At 67.3% G+C, this 16,970-nt stretch carries 7 protein-coding genes and 2 pseudogenes; 2 read left to right on the forward strand and 7 right to left on the reverse strand.

Going from position 1 to position 16,970, the window contains the following annotated elements:
- Positions 1–232 (forward strand): annotated as a pseudogene (locus ASG52_RS28370) (hypothetical protein); the annotation flags it as partial.
- Positions 233–674: 442 nt separating this feature from the next.
- On the opposite strand, the gene ASG52_RS13480 reads toward ASG52_RS28370, so the two are convergent.
- The 7 genes and pseudogenes from ASG52_RS13480 to ASG52_RS13510 all read right to left on the reverse strand — a co-directional run bounded on the left by ASG52_RS13480 (position 675) and on the right by ASG52_RS13510 (position 13,380).
- Positions 675–3,389, reverse strand: coding sequence for an EAL domain-containing protein (locus tag ASG52_RS13480; RefSeq protein ID WP_082552550.1), 2,715 nt, complete (start codon positions 3,387–3,389; stop codon positions 675–677).
- 20 nt (positions 3,390–3,409) lie between these two features.
- Positions 3,410–4,735 carry an aldehyde dehydrogenase family protein gene (locus ASG52_RS13485; RefSeq protein ID WP_056243844.1) on the reverse strand — a complete coding sequence of 442 codons (1,326 nt, stop codon included), beginning with the start codon at positions 4,733–4,735 and terminating at the stop codon, positions 3,410–3,412.
- A 353-nt stretch (positions 4,736–5,088) separates the two neighbouring features.
- A pseudogene (gene tnpC, locus ASG52_RS13490) lies at positions 5,089–6,369 on the reverse strand (IS66 family transposase).
- A 532-nt stretch (positions 6,370–6,901) separates the two neighbouring features.
- Positions 6,902–7,531, reverse strand: coding sequence for a tyrosine-type recombinase/integrase (locus ASG52_RS13495; RefSeq protein WP_056243847.1), 630 nt, complete (start codon positions 7,529–7,531; stop codon positions 6,902–6,904).
- Entirely contained in the window at positions 7,461–8,171 is a 711-nt protein-coding gene (locus tag ASG52_RS13500) for a PAS domain-containing protein (protein WP_056243850.1), read from the reverse strand. Before ASG52_RS13500 ends, ASG52_RS13495 begins: the two co-directional genes overlap by 71 nt.
- A gap of 304 nt (positions 8,172–8,475) precedes the next feature.
- Complete coding sequence (locus ASG52_RS13505; RefSeq protein WP_056243854.1) at positions 8,476–10,881, reverse strand: hybrid sensor histidine kinase/response regulator; 2,406 nt, start codon at positions 10,879–10,881, stop codon at positions 8,476–8,478.
- A 309-nt stretch (positions 10,882–11,190) separates the two neighbouring features.
- The gene (locus tag ASG52_RS13510) at positions 11,191–13,380 is read right to left on the reverse strand and encodes a CHASE3 domain-containing protein (RefSeq protein ID WP_286159043.1); all 2,190 of its coding nucleotides are present in this window, start codon (positions 13,378–13,380) and stop codon (positions 11,191–11,193) included.
- A gap of 523 nt (positions 13,381–13,903) precedes the next feature.
- Between ASG52_RS13510 and ASG52_RS13515 the strand changes: the two genes are divergently transcribed.
- Entirely contained in the window at positions 13,904–16,630 is a 2,727-nt protein-coding gene (locus ASG52_RS13515; protein WP_056243858.1) for a PAS domain-containing protein, read from the forward strand.
- Positions 16,631–16,970 lie beyond the last annotated feature (340 nt).

Below are 16,970 nucleotides of genomic sequence, written 5' to 3' on the forward strand. Positions count from 1 at the left end.
GAGCGATCTCGGTCCAGAGATCGTCGGGAAGCAGAGGGCGAGCCATACCCAACCAACGCCTCACCGACCAAAGCGTGCCGTTCTGTTAGGCGCTCTAAGGTCGCTGCGGATGGCCCTCGCCGACCTCGCCGCTTTGGGTTTTGCCGAGATCATCGTCCATCAGGTCGGCGCGAGCCAGGAGGCTTTCATCGAGGCGTTCGGACGGTCCGTTTTGCCAAACATTAATGGCTGAGGCCTATTTCGAGGGATCTACGCTCACGGTGTTCATCGGCTTGCTCGCGGTTGCCGAGAGTCCGGACCGATGATCAGCAGCACGATCAGAATGCCCGCCCAGGCCGAATTTGGTTCCGTAAGCCGCCCTTATGCGAATGGCTGCCGGGTAAGAAGCGTACGCTCCGAGACATCGTATCGACTGCCGCTTACCACCCCATCTGAACCGCGAGCGGCAGCGTTCCGAATGTCTGCTCGGATCTGGGAAATCGCACACCCCGCTTGTTCGGCTATGCGCCAGATGCAGACTTTGAGGTCTCGGCCCGAAACCGGACCTTCGGCTTTGCGCCCAACGCTACCGTAACAGGCAGGCCACCCGTCCCGACTAGCGGACAGGCTGGAACTCACCCTCAGCGATCCTTAACACTGCGATGCGGAGAGGTTCCGGCAACGGAGATGAACCCTCAAGCTGAGCGTGCCGGGACCTTCCGACCGACGAAAGCGTCGGGGTCCCAGGTCTTCAGCAACCACGGCACGCGCGCGCCGGCTATCGGCTTGGCATAGAGGTAGCCCTGGGCGTCGTCGCAGCCCATCGCCGCAAGGTGCTGCGCCTGCTCCACCGTCTCGACGCCTTCCGCTGTGACTTTCATCCCGAGGTTCTGGCCGAGGCCGATCACGGCCGCGACGATCGCTGCGTTGTCCGGGTCCCGGTCCAGATCGCGCACGAAGCTCTGGTCCACCTTAATGTGGTCGACGGGGAACTGCTTCAGGTGCGTGAGCGAGGCGAAGCCGGTCCCGAAATCATCGAGCGCGATGCTCATGCCACTGGCGTGCAGCCGTGCCAGCGTCGCGGGCACGGTCTCCGCCCCCGCACCGAGGAACACCGTCTCGGTGACCTCGACCTCGAACTGCGTCGCAGGGACCCCGAAGCGGCTCAGAACATCGAGGATCATGCCGGCCAGATCGGGCTTGCGGAACTCTGCCGCTGCGAAGTTCACCGCCACGCGCCCGAAGTCGATGCCGCGCGCGTTCCAGACGCGCATGTCGGCCGCCGCCGTTTCGAGAATTCTGTCGCCGATCGCGGTGGACAGCTCCGGATCCTCGAAGGCCGAACCGAAATAGCCCGGCGTCAGCAGCCCCCTCTCGGGGTGCCGCCAGCGGGCCAGCGCCTCGAAGCCGACGATCCGGCCCGTCGTGAAGCAGACCTTCGGCTGGTAATACGGCACGATCTGCCCTGCCGCGAGGGCGGCGCGCATCTCCGCGGCGATCCTCAGCCGGCGCAGGGCGTCTACCCGCATCGCGGCCGAGAACACGACGACGCGGTCTCGGCCCCGCGCCTTGGCCTGGGACAGCGCGATGTCGGCGTCCTTGAGAAGCTCGCGCAGGTCGGTGTGATGATCCGGGCAGGCCGCCACGCCGATGCTGGCCTTGCAGGTCAGCGTCTGGTCCCGGATCTGCAACGGCTGGCGCAGGCGCTCGATCAGCGCTTCCGCATGCTGGACGGCGTTGGGCAGGCGCAGCGGGTCGACGAGAGTGAGGGCGAACTCGTCGCCCGTGAGCCTTGCGAGCGTATCGCAGGGCCGCAGACCCTCCCGCAGACGATCGGCAACCTCGCAGATCACGGCGTCGCCGACGTCGTGGCCGAGGGTGTCGTTCACGTCCCTGAGATAATCGAGATCGATCAGAAGCAGGCTCACGCAGGTGCCGTCCCGCTCCGCTGCCGCGAGCGCCGCCTCCGCGCGCCCACGGAATAGTTGCCGGTTCGGCAGACCCGTGAGGGCGTCGAGATTGGCCGTCTGCCACAGCTTCTCCTGCGCCAGCTTGCGGTCCGTGATGTCGAAGGTGATCCCCACGATCCGATCCGCATCGACCCGCTCGACCGACGAACACAGCCATTGCATGCGTCCGGCGGGTGAGACGTACCGGAACTCGCGCTCCTCGCTCGCGCCGCAGGTTCGAATGAAGTCCGCCATCTGCGCGCGATCGTCCGGGTGTACGAGATCTAGGAACTCCGATCGCATTTCCGCCGCCAGGCCGAGGACGTGGGGGGCATTCTCGGTTTGGGTGACCCGACCCGTCTTGAGGTTGCGCTCCCACGCCACCATCCGGCCGGCGCGCAGGGCGAGACGCAGGCGCTCCTCGCTGGTGCGCAGCGCGGCGATCGCCCGCCGCTGCTCGGTCACGTCGCGCACCGCACCGACCATGCGGACGGCCCGCCCCCGCGTGTCGCGGACGACTAAGGCCTGGTCGATCACCTCCTTGTAGCCCCCGGCACCGCTGCGGTAGCGGTACTCGGCCTGCCACCGATCGTCCGTGCCGTCGACGGAAGCGGCGAAGCTAGCGGTCACGCGCGCGCGGTCCTCGGGATGGATCCGAGCCGCCCAGCGCGACCACGACGGCTTGCTCTCATCATCTGTGTAGGTGCGCACCTCGCCGGTCGCCTTAATCCAGGCGACGTCATCCGACGCTACGTCCCAGTCCCAGATGCCGTCCTGCGTGGCGCGCACCGCCAGGCGATACCGCTCCTCCTGAATCCGGATGGTCTCAGCGGCCTCGTGACGCTCGTGGATATCGGTGATCGTGCCGACCCACTCCAGGACCCGACCCATCTCATCCTTCAGCGGCACGGTCCGTCCCAGAACCCACCGGTACCGGTCCTGTGCATGGCGGACCCGGTAGGTGGCACTGCCCGCCTGCCCGGTCGCCATGGTCGCCTGCCAGATTGCGGTGATCGTCTCCCGGTCCTCCGGGTGCACAACCTTCAGCCAGCCATCGCCGAGATAGGTGTCCGTGGCCTGACCCGTGTATGACGCCCAGCCGCGGATCTCGATGATGCTGCCGGCGGCGTCCGCGCGCCAGACCATGGTGCCGGTGGCTTCGATCAGGGCCTGATAGCGCCGCACCGTCGTTTGTAGATCGGCATCCAGCGCGACCTGTTCGGTGATGTCGCGGGACACGGCCAGAATGCGCTCGGGGCCGTGTTGGCCGCCCGCGAGCGGGCTGAGATTGACCGCCCACCATTTCGGCTGCCCCGAAGGCGTCGGGCAGAAGCCGCGGAAGCTGGCGCTGTGCCCGGCCCTTGCGTTCGCGAGCGCGGCCTGAGCCGTTTCGTGATCGACCCCGTGCCAGAACGCGAGCCAGGATCTGCCGAGGAGCGTTTGGATGTCGTCGATCTCCATCAACGCCTGACCGCCGGCGCTCACTTAAGGCGCCGGGCGAACCGCTCGCCGCGTTCGAGATCGCGGGTGAAGACACTCCCGGAAAGCCCATGCTCCGAGTCGTTGGCGATTCCGAGCGCATCGTCTTCCCCGCGGGCGCGGATGACCGGTGCGACGGGGCCGAAGATCTCGTTTCGCGCCAATGGCATGTCGTTGTTGACGTCGGCGAACACGTGGGGCGGCAGAACGAGGCCCTGCGCCTCTCCGCCCGCGAGCTGTCGTGCCCCGGACACGCGCGCGTCTTCGATGCGCTGGAGCAGGCCTTTCAGCTGCTGCTCGTTGATGATCGGACCGATCATCGTATCGGGCTCCTCGGGATTGCCGACCTTGAGCGCCTTGGTCCGATCGGCGAACCGCTCGAGGAAGGCCTCGTAGAGTGTCTCGTCGACGATGATCCGGTTGATGCGGATGCAGATCTGGCCCTGGTGCAGGAACTTGCCGAAGATCGCCGTCTCGACCGCCTGATCCACGTCCGCGTCGTCGAGCACGACGAACGGCCCGTTGCCGCCGAGCTCCAGCTCGACCCGCTTCAGGATCGGCGCCTTCGCCGCCAGTTCCGCGATGCGCCGGCCCACCGGTGTCGAGCCGGTGAACGAGATCGCCCGCGGGACATCGTGGTCGACGAAGGCGTCGCCAATCTCGCTTCCGGAGCCGACGATGACGTGAAGCACCCCAGGCGGCAGCCCGGCTTCCTCGAAGATCTTCGCCAGCAACAGGCCGCCGGTCATCGGCGTGTCGCTGGCCGGCTTGACGACGACGGCGTTGCCGACCGCCAGCGAGGGTGCGAGGGATCGGTTGGTGAGATGCAGCGGCCAATTCAACGGGCTGATCACCCCGACGACACCGAACGGCTTCCGGTCCCGACCTTCCTTTGCCGGAATGTCGGTCGGCAGAACTCTCCTTTCGGCCAGGTAGGGCGCCGACGACGCCCACAGCATCATCGCCCGCGTCGATGCCCATTCGAGCGTGGCCTTGAGCCGCGTGCTGCCGGGCTCGTGGATCAACCAGGAGATCACCTCCTCGCGTCGTGCCTCCAGGATCTCCGTTGCCCGACGAAACACGGTTGCCCGGGTCGCCGGAAGCTCGGCTGCCCAGGCCGCCCGCGCCGTGGCCGCTTTGGCATAGGCCTCGTCGAGGTCGCTGCGGTCGGCCTGCGGGATTTCAAGGATGACCTTGCCTGTGTAGGGATCGCGGTCCGCTAGGGCGCGGCTGGTCTTTCCCTTCCGCCATGTGCCGCCGATGGGGAGCCGGTCAAAGTCCGTGTAGGGCTTTGGGGCCGCGACCTGCCGAACCGATGCTTGGCTCATGGGGCAACTCCCCTTCGCATTGGCAGTATGGCGACCAGCGCTGCCTCGCCCGGCCAGTGGGGCAGACGTGAAAGTGGGGCCGGTGCGCAGCCCGCGCCCTGACCGGCGTCAGTTCCGGTCTGGAATGGCGATCCGTCGAAGTGGCCGCCTCCCTCGTGCCGTGACGCGTTCAGGAAACTAGCGAACCGCGTGGTGCACGGGAGTCTGAGCGACAACTCGGATTGTATGCGATGAGTCCAGGCACCTCTCCGAGTCAACCGATCCTCTCAGCTTCCCAGGCGCTTACGCCAGAAGCCGTATCTGCAGTCCTTTTGCTGCGCTAAGGTAATTACCCAGGCAGGTGACGGCGAGGTTCAAGCGCCGACGGTGCTGAGGATCGTGCCGAACGGGCTGGCACCGGACAGGCGCGCGGTGTCGACGACGGTGCGGATGTCGGCCTCGCCTTCAGCCGCCCACATAGCGCGGTAGCCGTTGGTCATCTTCCGCTGCACGACGGCCGGGCGCAGCAGGCGCTCCGAGCCGTTGTTGGTCGGCCCGACCTTTCCGGGATGAGCGAGGAAGACCAAGAGCTGATGGCGGGCGCGGGCGGCTTTGGCCTGCAACTCGCGCGTCAGGTCGCAGCCGCTCGTCGTGGTGAGGATTGCGCCGAGTTGCCGATCCAGGCTCCGGCGCTTGGCGGCCAAGGTCGAGACGGCCAGATCGGTGACGCGCTCGGCCAGGGCGAACACCGATTGCAGCCAGAGTTGGAGCCGCCAGGGGACGGGGTCGTCGCTGGCCTCGACGACGTAGGCCACGTCGCGGGCGAGATGGGCGAGGCAGGTCTGGTGTTCGGCCGCGTGGCCCTGCTACGCCGTGTAGCGGTCCGAGATCCATACTGCGGGCCGATGGCCCTCCATCATCTCCCGCACCACGACGGCCCCGCGCGTCGGGGAAGCCGTGTGCACGACCGCCTCGGCCGCATGGAAGACCCAGTGGTAGGCGTTGCAGCCCTCGATGCGCACGCCGGTCTCATCCGAGGCGACGATGGCAGCTTGGCGCAGGGCGGAGACGGCGGCCTCGCGGCCGGGCCGGAAGCGGCCCTGCGCCCGGCGCAGCAGGTTCATCAGCCCGCCCTGGCTGAGCGTGAGACCGAACAGGTCGGACAACGCCGCCTGCAGCCGCTCGTAGGAGAGCGCCTGGAAGGTCTTGAGATAGGTCGCCACCGCGTGCAGCCGCGGGCCGAACGGCGTGCCGCGCGCTTCTTCCGGCACCCGCGCAACAACCCGCGCTCCGCAGGTCGGGCACTGCACGGCCAACCGTCGGTGCTGGGTCACCACCGGTGCCACGGCGGGCAGATCGATCCGCTCGGAGACGCTGACAACCTCGGCGGGAAGGGCCCCGCGCAGGGCGCTACCGCAGCAGGCGCAGCGATCGGGCCGGTGATCGACGACCGCGTCGGGATCGTTGCTCAGCACGCGGCTGTGGCCTTCGTGACCGGGCTTGGCGCCACCGGGCTTCGATTGCTCCCGCCGCTCCTTGCGGTCGGTGGACGGCGGCTTCGAGGATGTGCGCGAGGTCTTGTCCGGCCGCTGCAGCCGCAGCACCAGCTCGATCAGTTCCTCCCGGCTCAGACGCTCAAGATCACTGCGGCCCATCCCACGAAGGAATCAGCCAAATCCGCTACGCGCAAGAGGCAGAGCCCGACCCGCCGCGAGACCGAGCATCTCCCGTCAAACAGCGATCGGACACACCCCCTGGGTAATTACGCGCTAAGTGCGTGTTTAACTGTCACTGGACGACAACAACGTGGCTCTTGGCCTTCTCAAGGAGGCTGAGTGTAGCAAGAATGCTGCGATGTCCGATTTAGTGCGTCGTGCTACTGAAAATAGCCAGTCGGCTTTCGGCCAGGAGTTGCCAAAGCCAGCTCCCGTACCGCTTGGAATCGGACCTTCCCGCCTTCTGCAACGGGTCGACAACGGGCAAGCGGCTTTGGGCAGCTGAATGTCTGCTACGGGGCCCCGAGCCAACTTCCGCTCTTGGCGCAAAGCCGAACAATCGGTGTGTGAACTCCTGACCCCATCCGGACCTATCGCGGACACGTGTTGAATGTTCGCTTGGGGTCATTCGGCACCCTGGGGGCGACCATCCTGCTGGCCCGCCGCGGCCATTTCGACCGCGGCGCCCGGTTCATATCTCGGTCTGCTCTGAGAGGATCAGCGCGTCGTCAACCTCAATGCCGAGGTAGCGAACCGTGCTCTCCAGCTTAGTATGGCCAAGAAGCAGCTGGCAGGCTCTGATATGGCCGGTCCGCTTGTAAACCAGCGCGACCTTCGTGCGGCGCAGGCTGTGCGTGCCGAACGCCGAAGGGTCCAGGCCGATCAGCGCAACCCAGCGGTCGACCAGCCGACTGTAGTGCCGCGTCGTGAGATGCTCTCCGAGTCGACTCCGGCTTGGAAACCGCCAGTCGCCGGCTTTCAACGAGCGCGCAGTTAACCAAGCCGCGAGAGCCTCGCGCGTCGGTTCGGTGATCTCGAACGGAATCGGCCTGCCGGTCTTGCGCTGGCAAACGGTCGCTCCAAGACGCACGGCGTCGCCCAGGTGGATGTCGCTCACGCGCAGGCCGACGAGATCACGCCCGCGCAGCTTGCTGTCCACGGCAAGGTTGAACAGGGCAAGGTCTCGCGTGCGGTTGGCGAGCAGGAGGCGCGTGCGTAGGGCCCAGATGTGCTTCAGCTTCAGCGGCGGTTTAGGACCGACGATACGGTCGCGGTTCCAGGGAACACGCGGATTTGTGGAAACGGTAACGACCTCGGGCATGACAGGCTCCTTGGTTAAGGAGCCCGCCATGAGGAAGCCCCGCCTGGTCGTCCGAATGCACGGTGGCGACGATACGCGAGAGCGGGATGCTGTCCCGACCGAGCGCCGGGTCGAGGCCGAAGCTGCGGGCGAATCCTTCGTCGACCGTGAAGCGGTCGGTTGGTAGGTCCCAGTTCCACGTGCCGATGATCGCGCCGGCCGCCAACGCCAGTTGCACGCGCTGGATGTTGGCCCGGGCGAGGGCCTCGCTGGCGCGCAGCCGCTCCTCCGCCTCCCGCCGGGCGGTCACGTCGTTGAAGATGATGGCGATCTGGCGGTCGGCCGGGTCGCCGACGGGCACGGCCCGAACGTCGAACCAGCGCGAGAACGCCTCGGCGTAGCTCTCGAAGTTCGTTGGCTCCCGGGTCTTGGCGACGCGTCCGTAGGTCTCGAACCAGAATTGTTCGAGGTACGGGGCGTACTCGGTGACCCACTTGCCACGCAGGTTGACCCTGGCCTCGCGCTCGAAGGCCGGGTTGGCCTCAAGGAAGCGGTAGTCCACCGGCCGGTCCTCGGCGTCGAACCTGACCTGGACGATGGCGAAGGCGGAATCGACCGTCTCCAGGATCGTCCGGAAACGCTCCTCGCTCGTGCGCAGCACGGCCTCGGCCTACCGGAGGCGCAGGACCTCGGCCTCAAGCTCCCCACGGGAGAGATCATGAAGAGCGACCTCACTCACGGACGGATTTCCCATGCCGACCGCCCGACCGCGATGGCGCGTGCAAAGACGGATGCAAAGATATCCCGGATCGGACGGTCGCCTCGGCCGTGGCCGCATGCAAGCGCTCGGGTCCGGTTGAGAACCATTCGAATGCGGCCCCCGAAGGGCGGGCGAACCACGGATTCGCTCGGTATCGTTCCTTGCCGCCCAGGCCAGGTCAGTGGGTACGGTGTGTGGGCGACCGTCAGCGGACGCGTGCCCTCGCGTCCTGCACGGCGCGTCGGAGAACGCGCGACAGGTCCGTCACGGAGTATGGTTTGCTCAACAGGTCGAAGCCGTGCGTGCCCTCCGCGGCGAGCACGTCGCTGTAGCCGGAGGCCAGCACGACCGGGAGGTCGGGGCGGCGCCGGCGGATCTCGTTCGCGAGCTCGACGCCGTTCATGCCCGGCATCACCACGTCCGAGAACACAACCTCGAACCGGAACGGGACGCGCTCCATCTCGGCGAGCGCCTTCGCCGCGTCCGTCGCCCAAACGGTCGAATAGCCGAGCTCACGCAGGGCCTGCTGGGCGAAGGCGCCCACGTCGAGGTTGTCCTCCACGACGAGGACGCAGGTGCCGTGCCCGTCCGCGAGGGCCTCCGGCTCCGGGGCGGGCTCGGCGGCCTTCGCCGCGACGACGCGCGGGAGGTAGAGCGTGAAGGTGGTGCCCTTGCCGAGGACGCTCGCGACCGCGATCTCGCCGCCGGATTGCTTTGCGAAACCGAATACCTGGCTGAGGCCGAGACCGGTGCCCTGGCCGATGACCTTGGTCGTGAAGAACGGCTCGAAGATGCGCTCAAGGTTCCTGGGCGCGATGCCCGAGCCGGTGTCCGAAATGGAGACCGCCACGAAGTCTCCGCGCTGCGGCGGGTGCGCGCGTACGGCGGGGATCTGGGTGGTGCGGCGGAGCCCGATTCGCAGGCGCCCCTCGCCGTCCATGGCGTCGCGGGCGTTCACGGCCAAGTTCACGAGCGCCGTATCGAACTGGCTCAGGTCGGCGTTGACATGCAGCTCCTGCGGCGTTTCGCCGGGCAGGTCGAGCTCGACGTGGATGCGCGAGCCGGTAAGCGTGCCGACCATGTCGGCGAGGGCCGCGACCGCCCGGTCCGCGGCGAAGGTCTCGGGCCGCAGTGCCTGCCGGCGGGCGAACGCCAGGAGTTGGCCGGTGAGCTTCGCGGCCCGGTCGACGGTGTCGGAGATGGCGCCGACGTAGCGGAGCCGGCGCTCCTCGGCGAGGTCGGGGCGCTTGAGCAGATCGGTCGACGACTTGATGACCGTCAGCAGGTTGTTGAAATCGTGCGCCACGCCCCCGGTCAACTGCCCGACGGCCTCCAGCTTCTGCGATTGGCGCAGTTGCTCCTCAAGCGCCCGGCGCTCCGTGACGTCGCGGCCGGCGGCGTAGAAATGGTCGCCGGTCGGAATGGCGTTCCATGAGAGCCAGCGGTAATCGCCTTGCCGCGTCCGGACACGCACGTCGACGTCGTCGAGAAGATCTCCGCCGCTCACGCGTTCGAAGGCTTGCGATGCGGTGCCCCGGTCGTCGGGGTGGACGAAGGCATCGAAGCGGGCGCCGACGACCTCGTCCACTTCCCAGCCCAGCATCCCGGTCCAGGCGGCGTTTGCCTTGCGGAAATGGCCGTCGACCCCACAGACCACCAGAAGGTCGCGGCTCGCACGCCAAACCAGGTCGCGCTCCGTCGAGCTTTCCTCCGCGGTGGCCAGCAGCCGGGTCTCGTCGCGACGGCGTTGCGTAATGTCGTTGAACAGGATCGCGACCCGATGTTGCTCCGGCTCGCCGATCCTCATGGCGTGCACGTCGAACCAGCGGCCCACCGCGACGGCGCCGCTCTCGAAACGCACCGGCTGCCCCGTGCGGGCGACCTCACCGTAGGTATCGAACCACGAGCGCTCAAGGTTCGGTACAAGCTCGCTCGCCCAGCGCCCCGCGGCGTCGTGCAGGCCCGTCTGCGCCGCGAAGGCCGGGTTCGCCTCGATGAAGCGGTAATCGACCGCGCGGTCGTCCGCGTCGAAGCGCATCTCGACGACGCAGAACCCGCTGTCGACGGCATCGAACAGGGTCCTATAGCGGGCCTCGCTCTCCGCGAGCACGCCCTCCGCGGTCCTGAAGCGCGTGACGTCGAGCTGGCTCGCGAAGAAGTACCGAAGGTGTCCCTCCGAGTCGAAGACCGGACTGACATAGAGCTCGTTCCGGAAGGGCGTTCCGTCGCGGTAATAGTTCAGGATCTCGACCACGACGTCGCGACGGGCCGCGACGGCGTCACGGACCTTGGCGACGTCGGCCGGGTCGGTGCCTGGCCCCTGGAGAAAGCGGCAATTCCGCCCGATCAGCTCGGCGGCATCGTACCCGCACAGGGCCTGGAAAGCCCGGTTGGCGAAGACGATGGGATTGTCCGGCAGGTTCGGGTCGGTGATGATCTGCGGCATGCGGGTCTTCTCCGCAGCCGTGAACAGGAGGTCGGTCGAGGCGGCCGACGTCCTCTGCCCATGACCGGGCCGGCGCATTCCGTCGCCCCGCTCCGCCTCCAGTCTCGCCACGCGATCTTCGAGCTCGCGCTCGCGACGCCGTAGCCGTTCGATCTCGGCTTCCATGCTCTCCTCGTCGCGGGCGTCAGTAGCTTTCCGGATGGCGCGCCACAACGGCCGAACCGGGCGACTCAGGTCACGCAAGCGACGGCTGGGACGTTCGGCCGCGTGGCGCGTTGGTGACCGCCCTAACCCAGGGGCACGTCAGAGGGGGACGACATGCAATCGGACACGCCGCGGCCCGGGGACGACCCATTGCCGCCCATCGGCGACCCGCCGCCGGACCCGGCCCCGCCAGAGGGTGACCCGCTGGGCGAACCCCCGGCGCCGCAACCGCCAGGCCCGATCAACCGGCGCTGAGGCAACTCTTCGGCGTCAGGGCCCGACACCCTTGCTGCCAGGGAAGGCCACCACGTTCGCCGCCTCGGGCAGCCCCATGCCCGGGGCTCCGAGTACGTCGGCGACCTTCCGGGCAAGTTGCTCGCGCTTGAACGGCTTGGAGATGAGATGCACCCCGTCGTCGAGCCGGCCATGGTGGATGATCGAGTTCTCGGTGTAGCCGGACATGAACACGACCCGGACCTCCGGTCGTAGGGCCTGCACCCGCTCGGCGAGTTCGCGGCCCCGCACCTTGCCAGGCAGGATCACATCGGTGAGCAGCAGGTCGACGGCCGAGGCATTGGCGCCGAAGACCCGCAGTCCCTCCTCGCCGTCGGCGGCTTCCAAGACGCGGTAGCCGAGGTCGGCCAGGATCGCACAGGCGATCTCGCGCACCGCCGCCTCGTCCTCCACGACCAGGACCGTGCCCGACCCGCGCGGCAGTTCGACGGGACTTCCGGACCGCTGGCCTGCCGGTGCGGCGGCACCGACCGAACGTGGCAGGTAGAGCTTCACGGTCGTGCCCTCGCCGGGCTCGGAATAGACCTTCACGTGCCCGCCCGACTGCTTGACGAAGCCGAACACCATGGCGAGGCCGAGCCCCGTGCCCTTGCCGTCGGGCTTGGTCGTGAAGAACGGCTCGAACACCCGCCTGACGACGTCGGCGGTCATGCCGTGGCCGGTGTCGGAGACCGCCACCATGGCGTAATCGCCCGCCACGGTCTCGGCGTGGTGGCGGACGTATTCCTCGTCGAGGACCTTGTTGCCCAGCTCGATGGTCACCCGCCCACCACCTGGCATGGCGTCACGCGCGTTGAGCGCGAGGTTGAGCACGGCGTTCTCAAGCTGCGCCGCGTCGGCCATCGCGGGCCAGAGCCCAGCGGACTCGACATAGCGGACTTCGATGTGCTCCCCGAGGGTTCGTCGCAGCAGCGGGATCAGGTCCGGCATCGTCGCGGCGAGGTCGATGGCGACAGGTGCCAGCGGCTGCTTGCGCGCGAACGCGAGGAGCTGGCCGGTGAGCGTCGCCCCGCGCTGGGCCGCCCAGGAAGCCCTCTCGATGCGCGCCTGGAGCCTGGCGTCGCCGTCCAGCTTGGCCCGGATGAACTCCAGGTTCCCGAGTATGACCTGCAGCAGGTTGTTGAAGTCGTGCGCGATGCCGCCGGTGAGCTGCCCGATGGCCTGCATCTTCTGCGCTTCTCGGAGCACGCCCTCCGCCTGGGCACGCTTCGTCATGTCGGAGACCGTGAGGACGAAGCCGCCGTCCGGCATCGGCGTCCGACGGATCTCAAGGTGGTGGCCGTCGACGCGCTCGCGCTCATAGGTGACGGCCTCGCCGGGACCCCGGCGACCGTGCCGGATCTGATCCTCGGTCTCCAAGGCGGGACGGCCAGGTTCGCCGGTGTGCTCGACAAAGGCGCCGTAGGTCGTTCCGGGCCGGACCATGGCCTTAGGCAGGTCGAGCAAGACCTGGAAGCACTCGTTCCAGTTCGCCAGCTTCCGGTTGGGTCCGAACACAGCGACACCTTGGCTGAGGCTGTCCAGCGTGGTTCGCAGGCGCAGGGCCAGCGCCCGCTGCTCGGCCTCAGTCCTGTAGGAACGGGACCAGGCTTGGTTCAGGAGGCGCGCCGCCCACAGCAAGGTGAGGACTGCCAGCACCGAGCCGGCGATGACCATCCAGCGCACCCAGGCCGCACGGGCGTCGTTCTGGGCGAGGCGGTCGTCGAGGAGCCGTTCCTCGTCGACGAGCATGGCCGCGAGCATGGTCTCGGCGTCGCGCATGTGGTTGCGGCCGGCATCGCCGTTGACGATGCGCAGGGCGGTCTCCAGACCGCCGTCGCGGCGGGCCTGCAGTGTCTGGGCGAGCTCCTCCAGCTTGTGCTGGATGGCCGGGGCCAGCGCCCGGATGCGCTCCTGCTGCGCGGGATTGTCGGCGGTCAGCTTCTGGAGCTCGCCCTGAAGGAGTCCGAGGCGGTCGCGTGCGGCGTCGTAGGGGGCGAGGTACTCGTCCCTGCCGGTCAGGACATAGCCGCGCTGGCCACGCTCGGCATCCCGCAAGGCGATGGCAAGATCCTTGGTCGTGTTGAGCACTTGGTAGCTGTGCTGCGACCAGGTGCGGGCGTCGCGCGCGGCGTTCAGCCGCTCCCAGGTCATTGCGCCGACCAGCGCAACGATGGCGATCAACACGCCGAGGACAAGGACGTTGGCGCGCCTGACAAGGTACTGGGTCATGGTGTCCGTGGTTGCGCCTGTCGCGTTCGAGCCGGTACGCGGGCGGCTAATCCGTGCGCCCTGGTCCGAAAACCGAATTCGCGGGCGTCCCCCACCCAGACGACCAGTCCGTTCTCTGGGACGGGATTGTTGGTAACTTGAGGTACTTGGACTGACAAGGCTGCATGTCGCCTCGGCCCCGGGGCGCCATCCGCTATCACGATGTTTGGAGCCTGCCACGTCCCCCGTTGCGGCCGGCCATTGGACCGTGGCCGCGCCGACGGGCGGTGCCCCCGTGCCGCTTGCACGTTCGGTTGGCTTGTCACAGAACGTATCGGTTCTTCACGTCGACCACGCACGCGCTGCAACGTGGTCTTCGTGTTAAAGGCCCGAGGTTCGGCCACTCATAACATCTTGCATTGTCGAGCGACGTTGCCGGACGGATGACGGGATCCACGTGCAGGGACATGGCTAGGCAACGGGGACGGGCGGGCGAAGGGTGGCAGGACAGATCGATCTCGCAGTCCGGCGTCGGACGGCGCTGCGTGAGTACGGCATCCTGGATACGCCGACCGAGGCCGAGTTCGACGATATCGTGAAGGTCGCGTCCGAGACCTGCGGCATGCCGGTGTCGCTGATCTCCCTGCTCGACGACGACCGGCAATGGTTCAAGGCAGAGACCGGCTTCGGTCGTAGCGAGACGCCCCTCTCTGAGTCGATCTGTGCCTACACCGCGCAGCAGGGCGAGGTGTTCGAGATCGAGGACCTGACCAAGGACCCGCGGACCGCCGACAATCCGCTGGTGACCGGGGGGCCCCAAGTGCGGTTCTATGCCGGCGTCCCGCTGGAGACTGCCGACGGCGTAGCCTTGGGCGCCCTGTGCGTGCTGGACACCAAGCCCAATCGTCTGACCCCTGCGCAGGCGTTCGTGCTGCGCACGTTGGCGCATCAGGTGATCACCAACCTGGAGCTTCGAAAGGCCCTTAGGAACCGGCGCGAGAGCGACCGGCGCAACCAGGCCATTCTGGAGAGCGCGGTCGACTACGCCATCATCGCCATGGACCTCACCGGGCTCGTCACGAGCTGGAGCCCCGGCGCCGAGCGAATCCTCGGGTGGACAGAGGAGGAGATGCGCGGACGGCACGCGCACGTTTTCTTCACCGAGGAGGACACGAAGGCCGGGATCCCGGAGCGGGAGATGGGTGCGGCCCTGATGCACGGGCGCGGCACGGACGAACGCTGGCACCTCCGCCAGGACGGGACCACGTTCTGGGCTAACGGCGAGATGATGCCGCTCCTGGACGAGGACGGCAGGCCCGAGGGTTTCATCAAGATCCTGCGCGACCGTACCGAACAGTGCCTCGCCGCCGAGCGGCAGCGCGCCGACGCCGAGTTCATGCGCGGCGTGCTGGCCTCCTCGGCCGATTGCATCAAGGTACTCGATCTGGACGCCAGGCTCACCTTCATGAGCGAGGGCGGCATGAAGGTCATGGAGGTCAGCGACTTCAACGCGATCAAGGGCTGCCCCTGGCCGGATTTCTGGGTGGGTGACGGCAACGCTCAAGCCAAGGCGGCGGTGCGGTCGGCGTTGGCCGGTGGCATCGGGCACTTCCAGGGAATGGCCGAGACCTTCAAGGGTACGCCCAGGTGGTGGGACGTGCAGGTCACGCCGATCCTCGGGCCCGACGGCCGGCCCGAGAAATTGCTCTCGGTCTCTCGGGACATCACCGCTCAAAAGGAGAGCGAGAGCCGGCTGGCGATCAGCGAGGACCGCTGGCGCGGGCTGTTCACCGGCATGCAGGAAGGATTCCTGAGCGCCGAGCTGATCCGTGACAGGGCCGGCGCAGCCGTCGATTTCCGGCTTCTTGAGGTCAACCCGGCGTTCGCCGGACTGACCGGGTTACCTGCGGAAAGCGCCGGCATGACGATGCGCGATCTCATTCCGAACATCGCCCAGTCGCTGATTGATACCTATGCCCGCGTGATCGACACCGGTCGGCCGGAGACCTTCGAGATCCACGTCCCGGAACTACTTCGGACCTTCGAGGTCCGGGCGCGCCGGCACCGCGACCAGCAGTTCACGGCGCTCTTCCTTGAGATCTCGGGCCGCAAGCAGGCCGAGGCACGCCGGGAAGCGATGACGGAGCTTGGCGAACGGCTGCGTGACGTGCGCGACAAGGCCGAGATCGGGGGTGTGGCCGCCGACATCCTCGGGCGTATCCTTGGCCTGTCCCACGCCGGCTACGGTGTGGTTGATGCCGGCAGGGAAACGATCCTGGTCGAACGGGGGTGGACGGCCCCTGGCCTGGCTCCCATCGACGGGCCGCATCAGTTCCGGGATTATGGCTCGTACATTGAGGACCTGAAGGCCGGCGAGACCGTGATCATCGCCGACGTCGCCGGCGACCCGCGCACGTCCCGGGATGCGGCGGCCCTGACGGCGATTGATGCGCGCGCTCTCCTGAACGTACCAGTGATGGAGCAGGGCCGGTTCGTGGGCCTGATCTACGCGGTCAAGGCCACGCCGCACGCCTGGACGGCTGAGGAGAAGGCCTTCGTGCGCAACGTCGCCGACCGCACCCGTGCCGCCATCGCCCGTGTCGAGGCCGAGGACCGGCAACGAACGCTCAATCACGAATTGAGCCATCGCATGAAGAACATGCTGGCGATGGTCCAGTCCATCGCTACTCAGACCATGCGCAACGCCGGCGATATGGAGACGGCCAAGAACGTGCTGGCCAATCGGCTCATCGCCCTCAGCAAGTCACACGACCTGCTTTTGGGCGGAAGCCTCGACAGCACCTCGATGCAGGCACTGGTCGAGAACGCCCTCGACCTGCACACGGACAGGATCGGACGCTTCGCAATCTACGGAGCCGAGCTATCCGTGGGTGCCAGGGCGGCGATGTCGCTGTCGCTCATCCTGCACGAGCTCGCGACCAATGCGGCCAAGTACGGCTCGCTCTCGACCCATGACGGCCACGTGTCGATCCGGTGGGAGGTTCTGGACGACGCCACCGTTCGGCTGCGGTGGTCGGAGAGCGGCGGCCCCGAAGTGACGCCTCCGAGCCGAACCGGGTTCGGGACACGGCTGATCGGGCGTGGGCTGGCTGGCAATTTCGGGGGCGCGGTGACGCTGGATTACCCGGTAACCGGTGTGGTGTGCACCATCGTCGCGTCGGTTGACGGACTAAAGGCGGAGGATGCCCCCGCTGCTGTGGCCTAGCCATTGAGCGGCACTGCTTGAGTTGGGAGTTGCGACACAGAATCCTCTGAAGCTGTTTCGGCGCAGGTTGCTCTCTACCAATCGAACCTCTCGGTTCGGGACCATCCGAGGCACGTCACCACTCTTTCGTCATCGCACGTGATGTCGCTTCCGGGTGAGGGTAGGACCGTTGCCTATGTCCATGTTGAGTCGGTCGCAGAACGTCCGCTTTCGGGCGTCCGAGTGAGGACCGCTTCCCCCACCGGTCGTGTCCCAGTGTGTGGTGTAGGAGCGGCCCACCGCTGAGGTGGCCATCGCCGGTCTTCGAGTAGGGTTCGAGTTGCGAAGCTTGAACTCTCAC

Source organism: Methylobacterium sp. Leaf456 (genome assembly GCF_001425465.1).
Classification (GTDB): Bacteria; Pseudomonadota; Alphaproteobacteria; order Rhizobiales; family Beijerinckiaceae; genus Methylobacterium.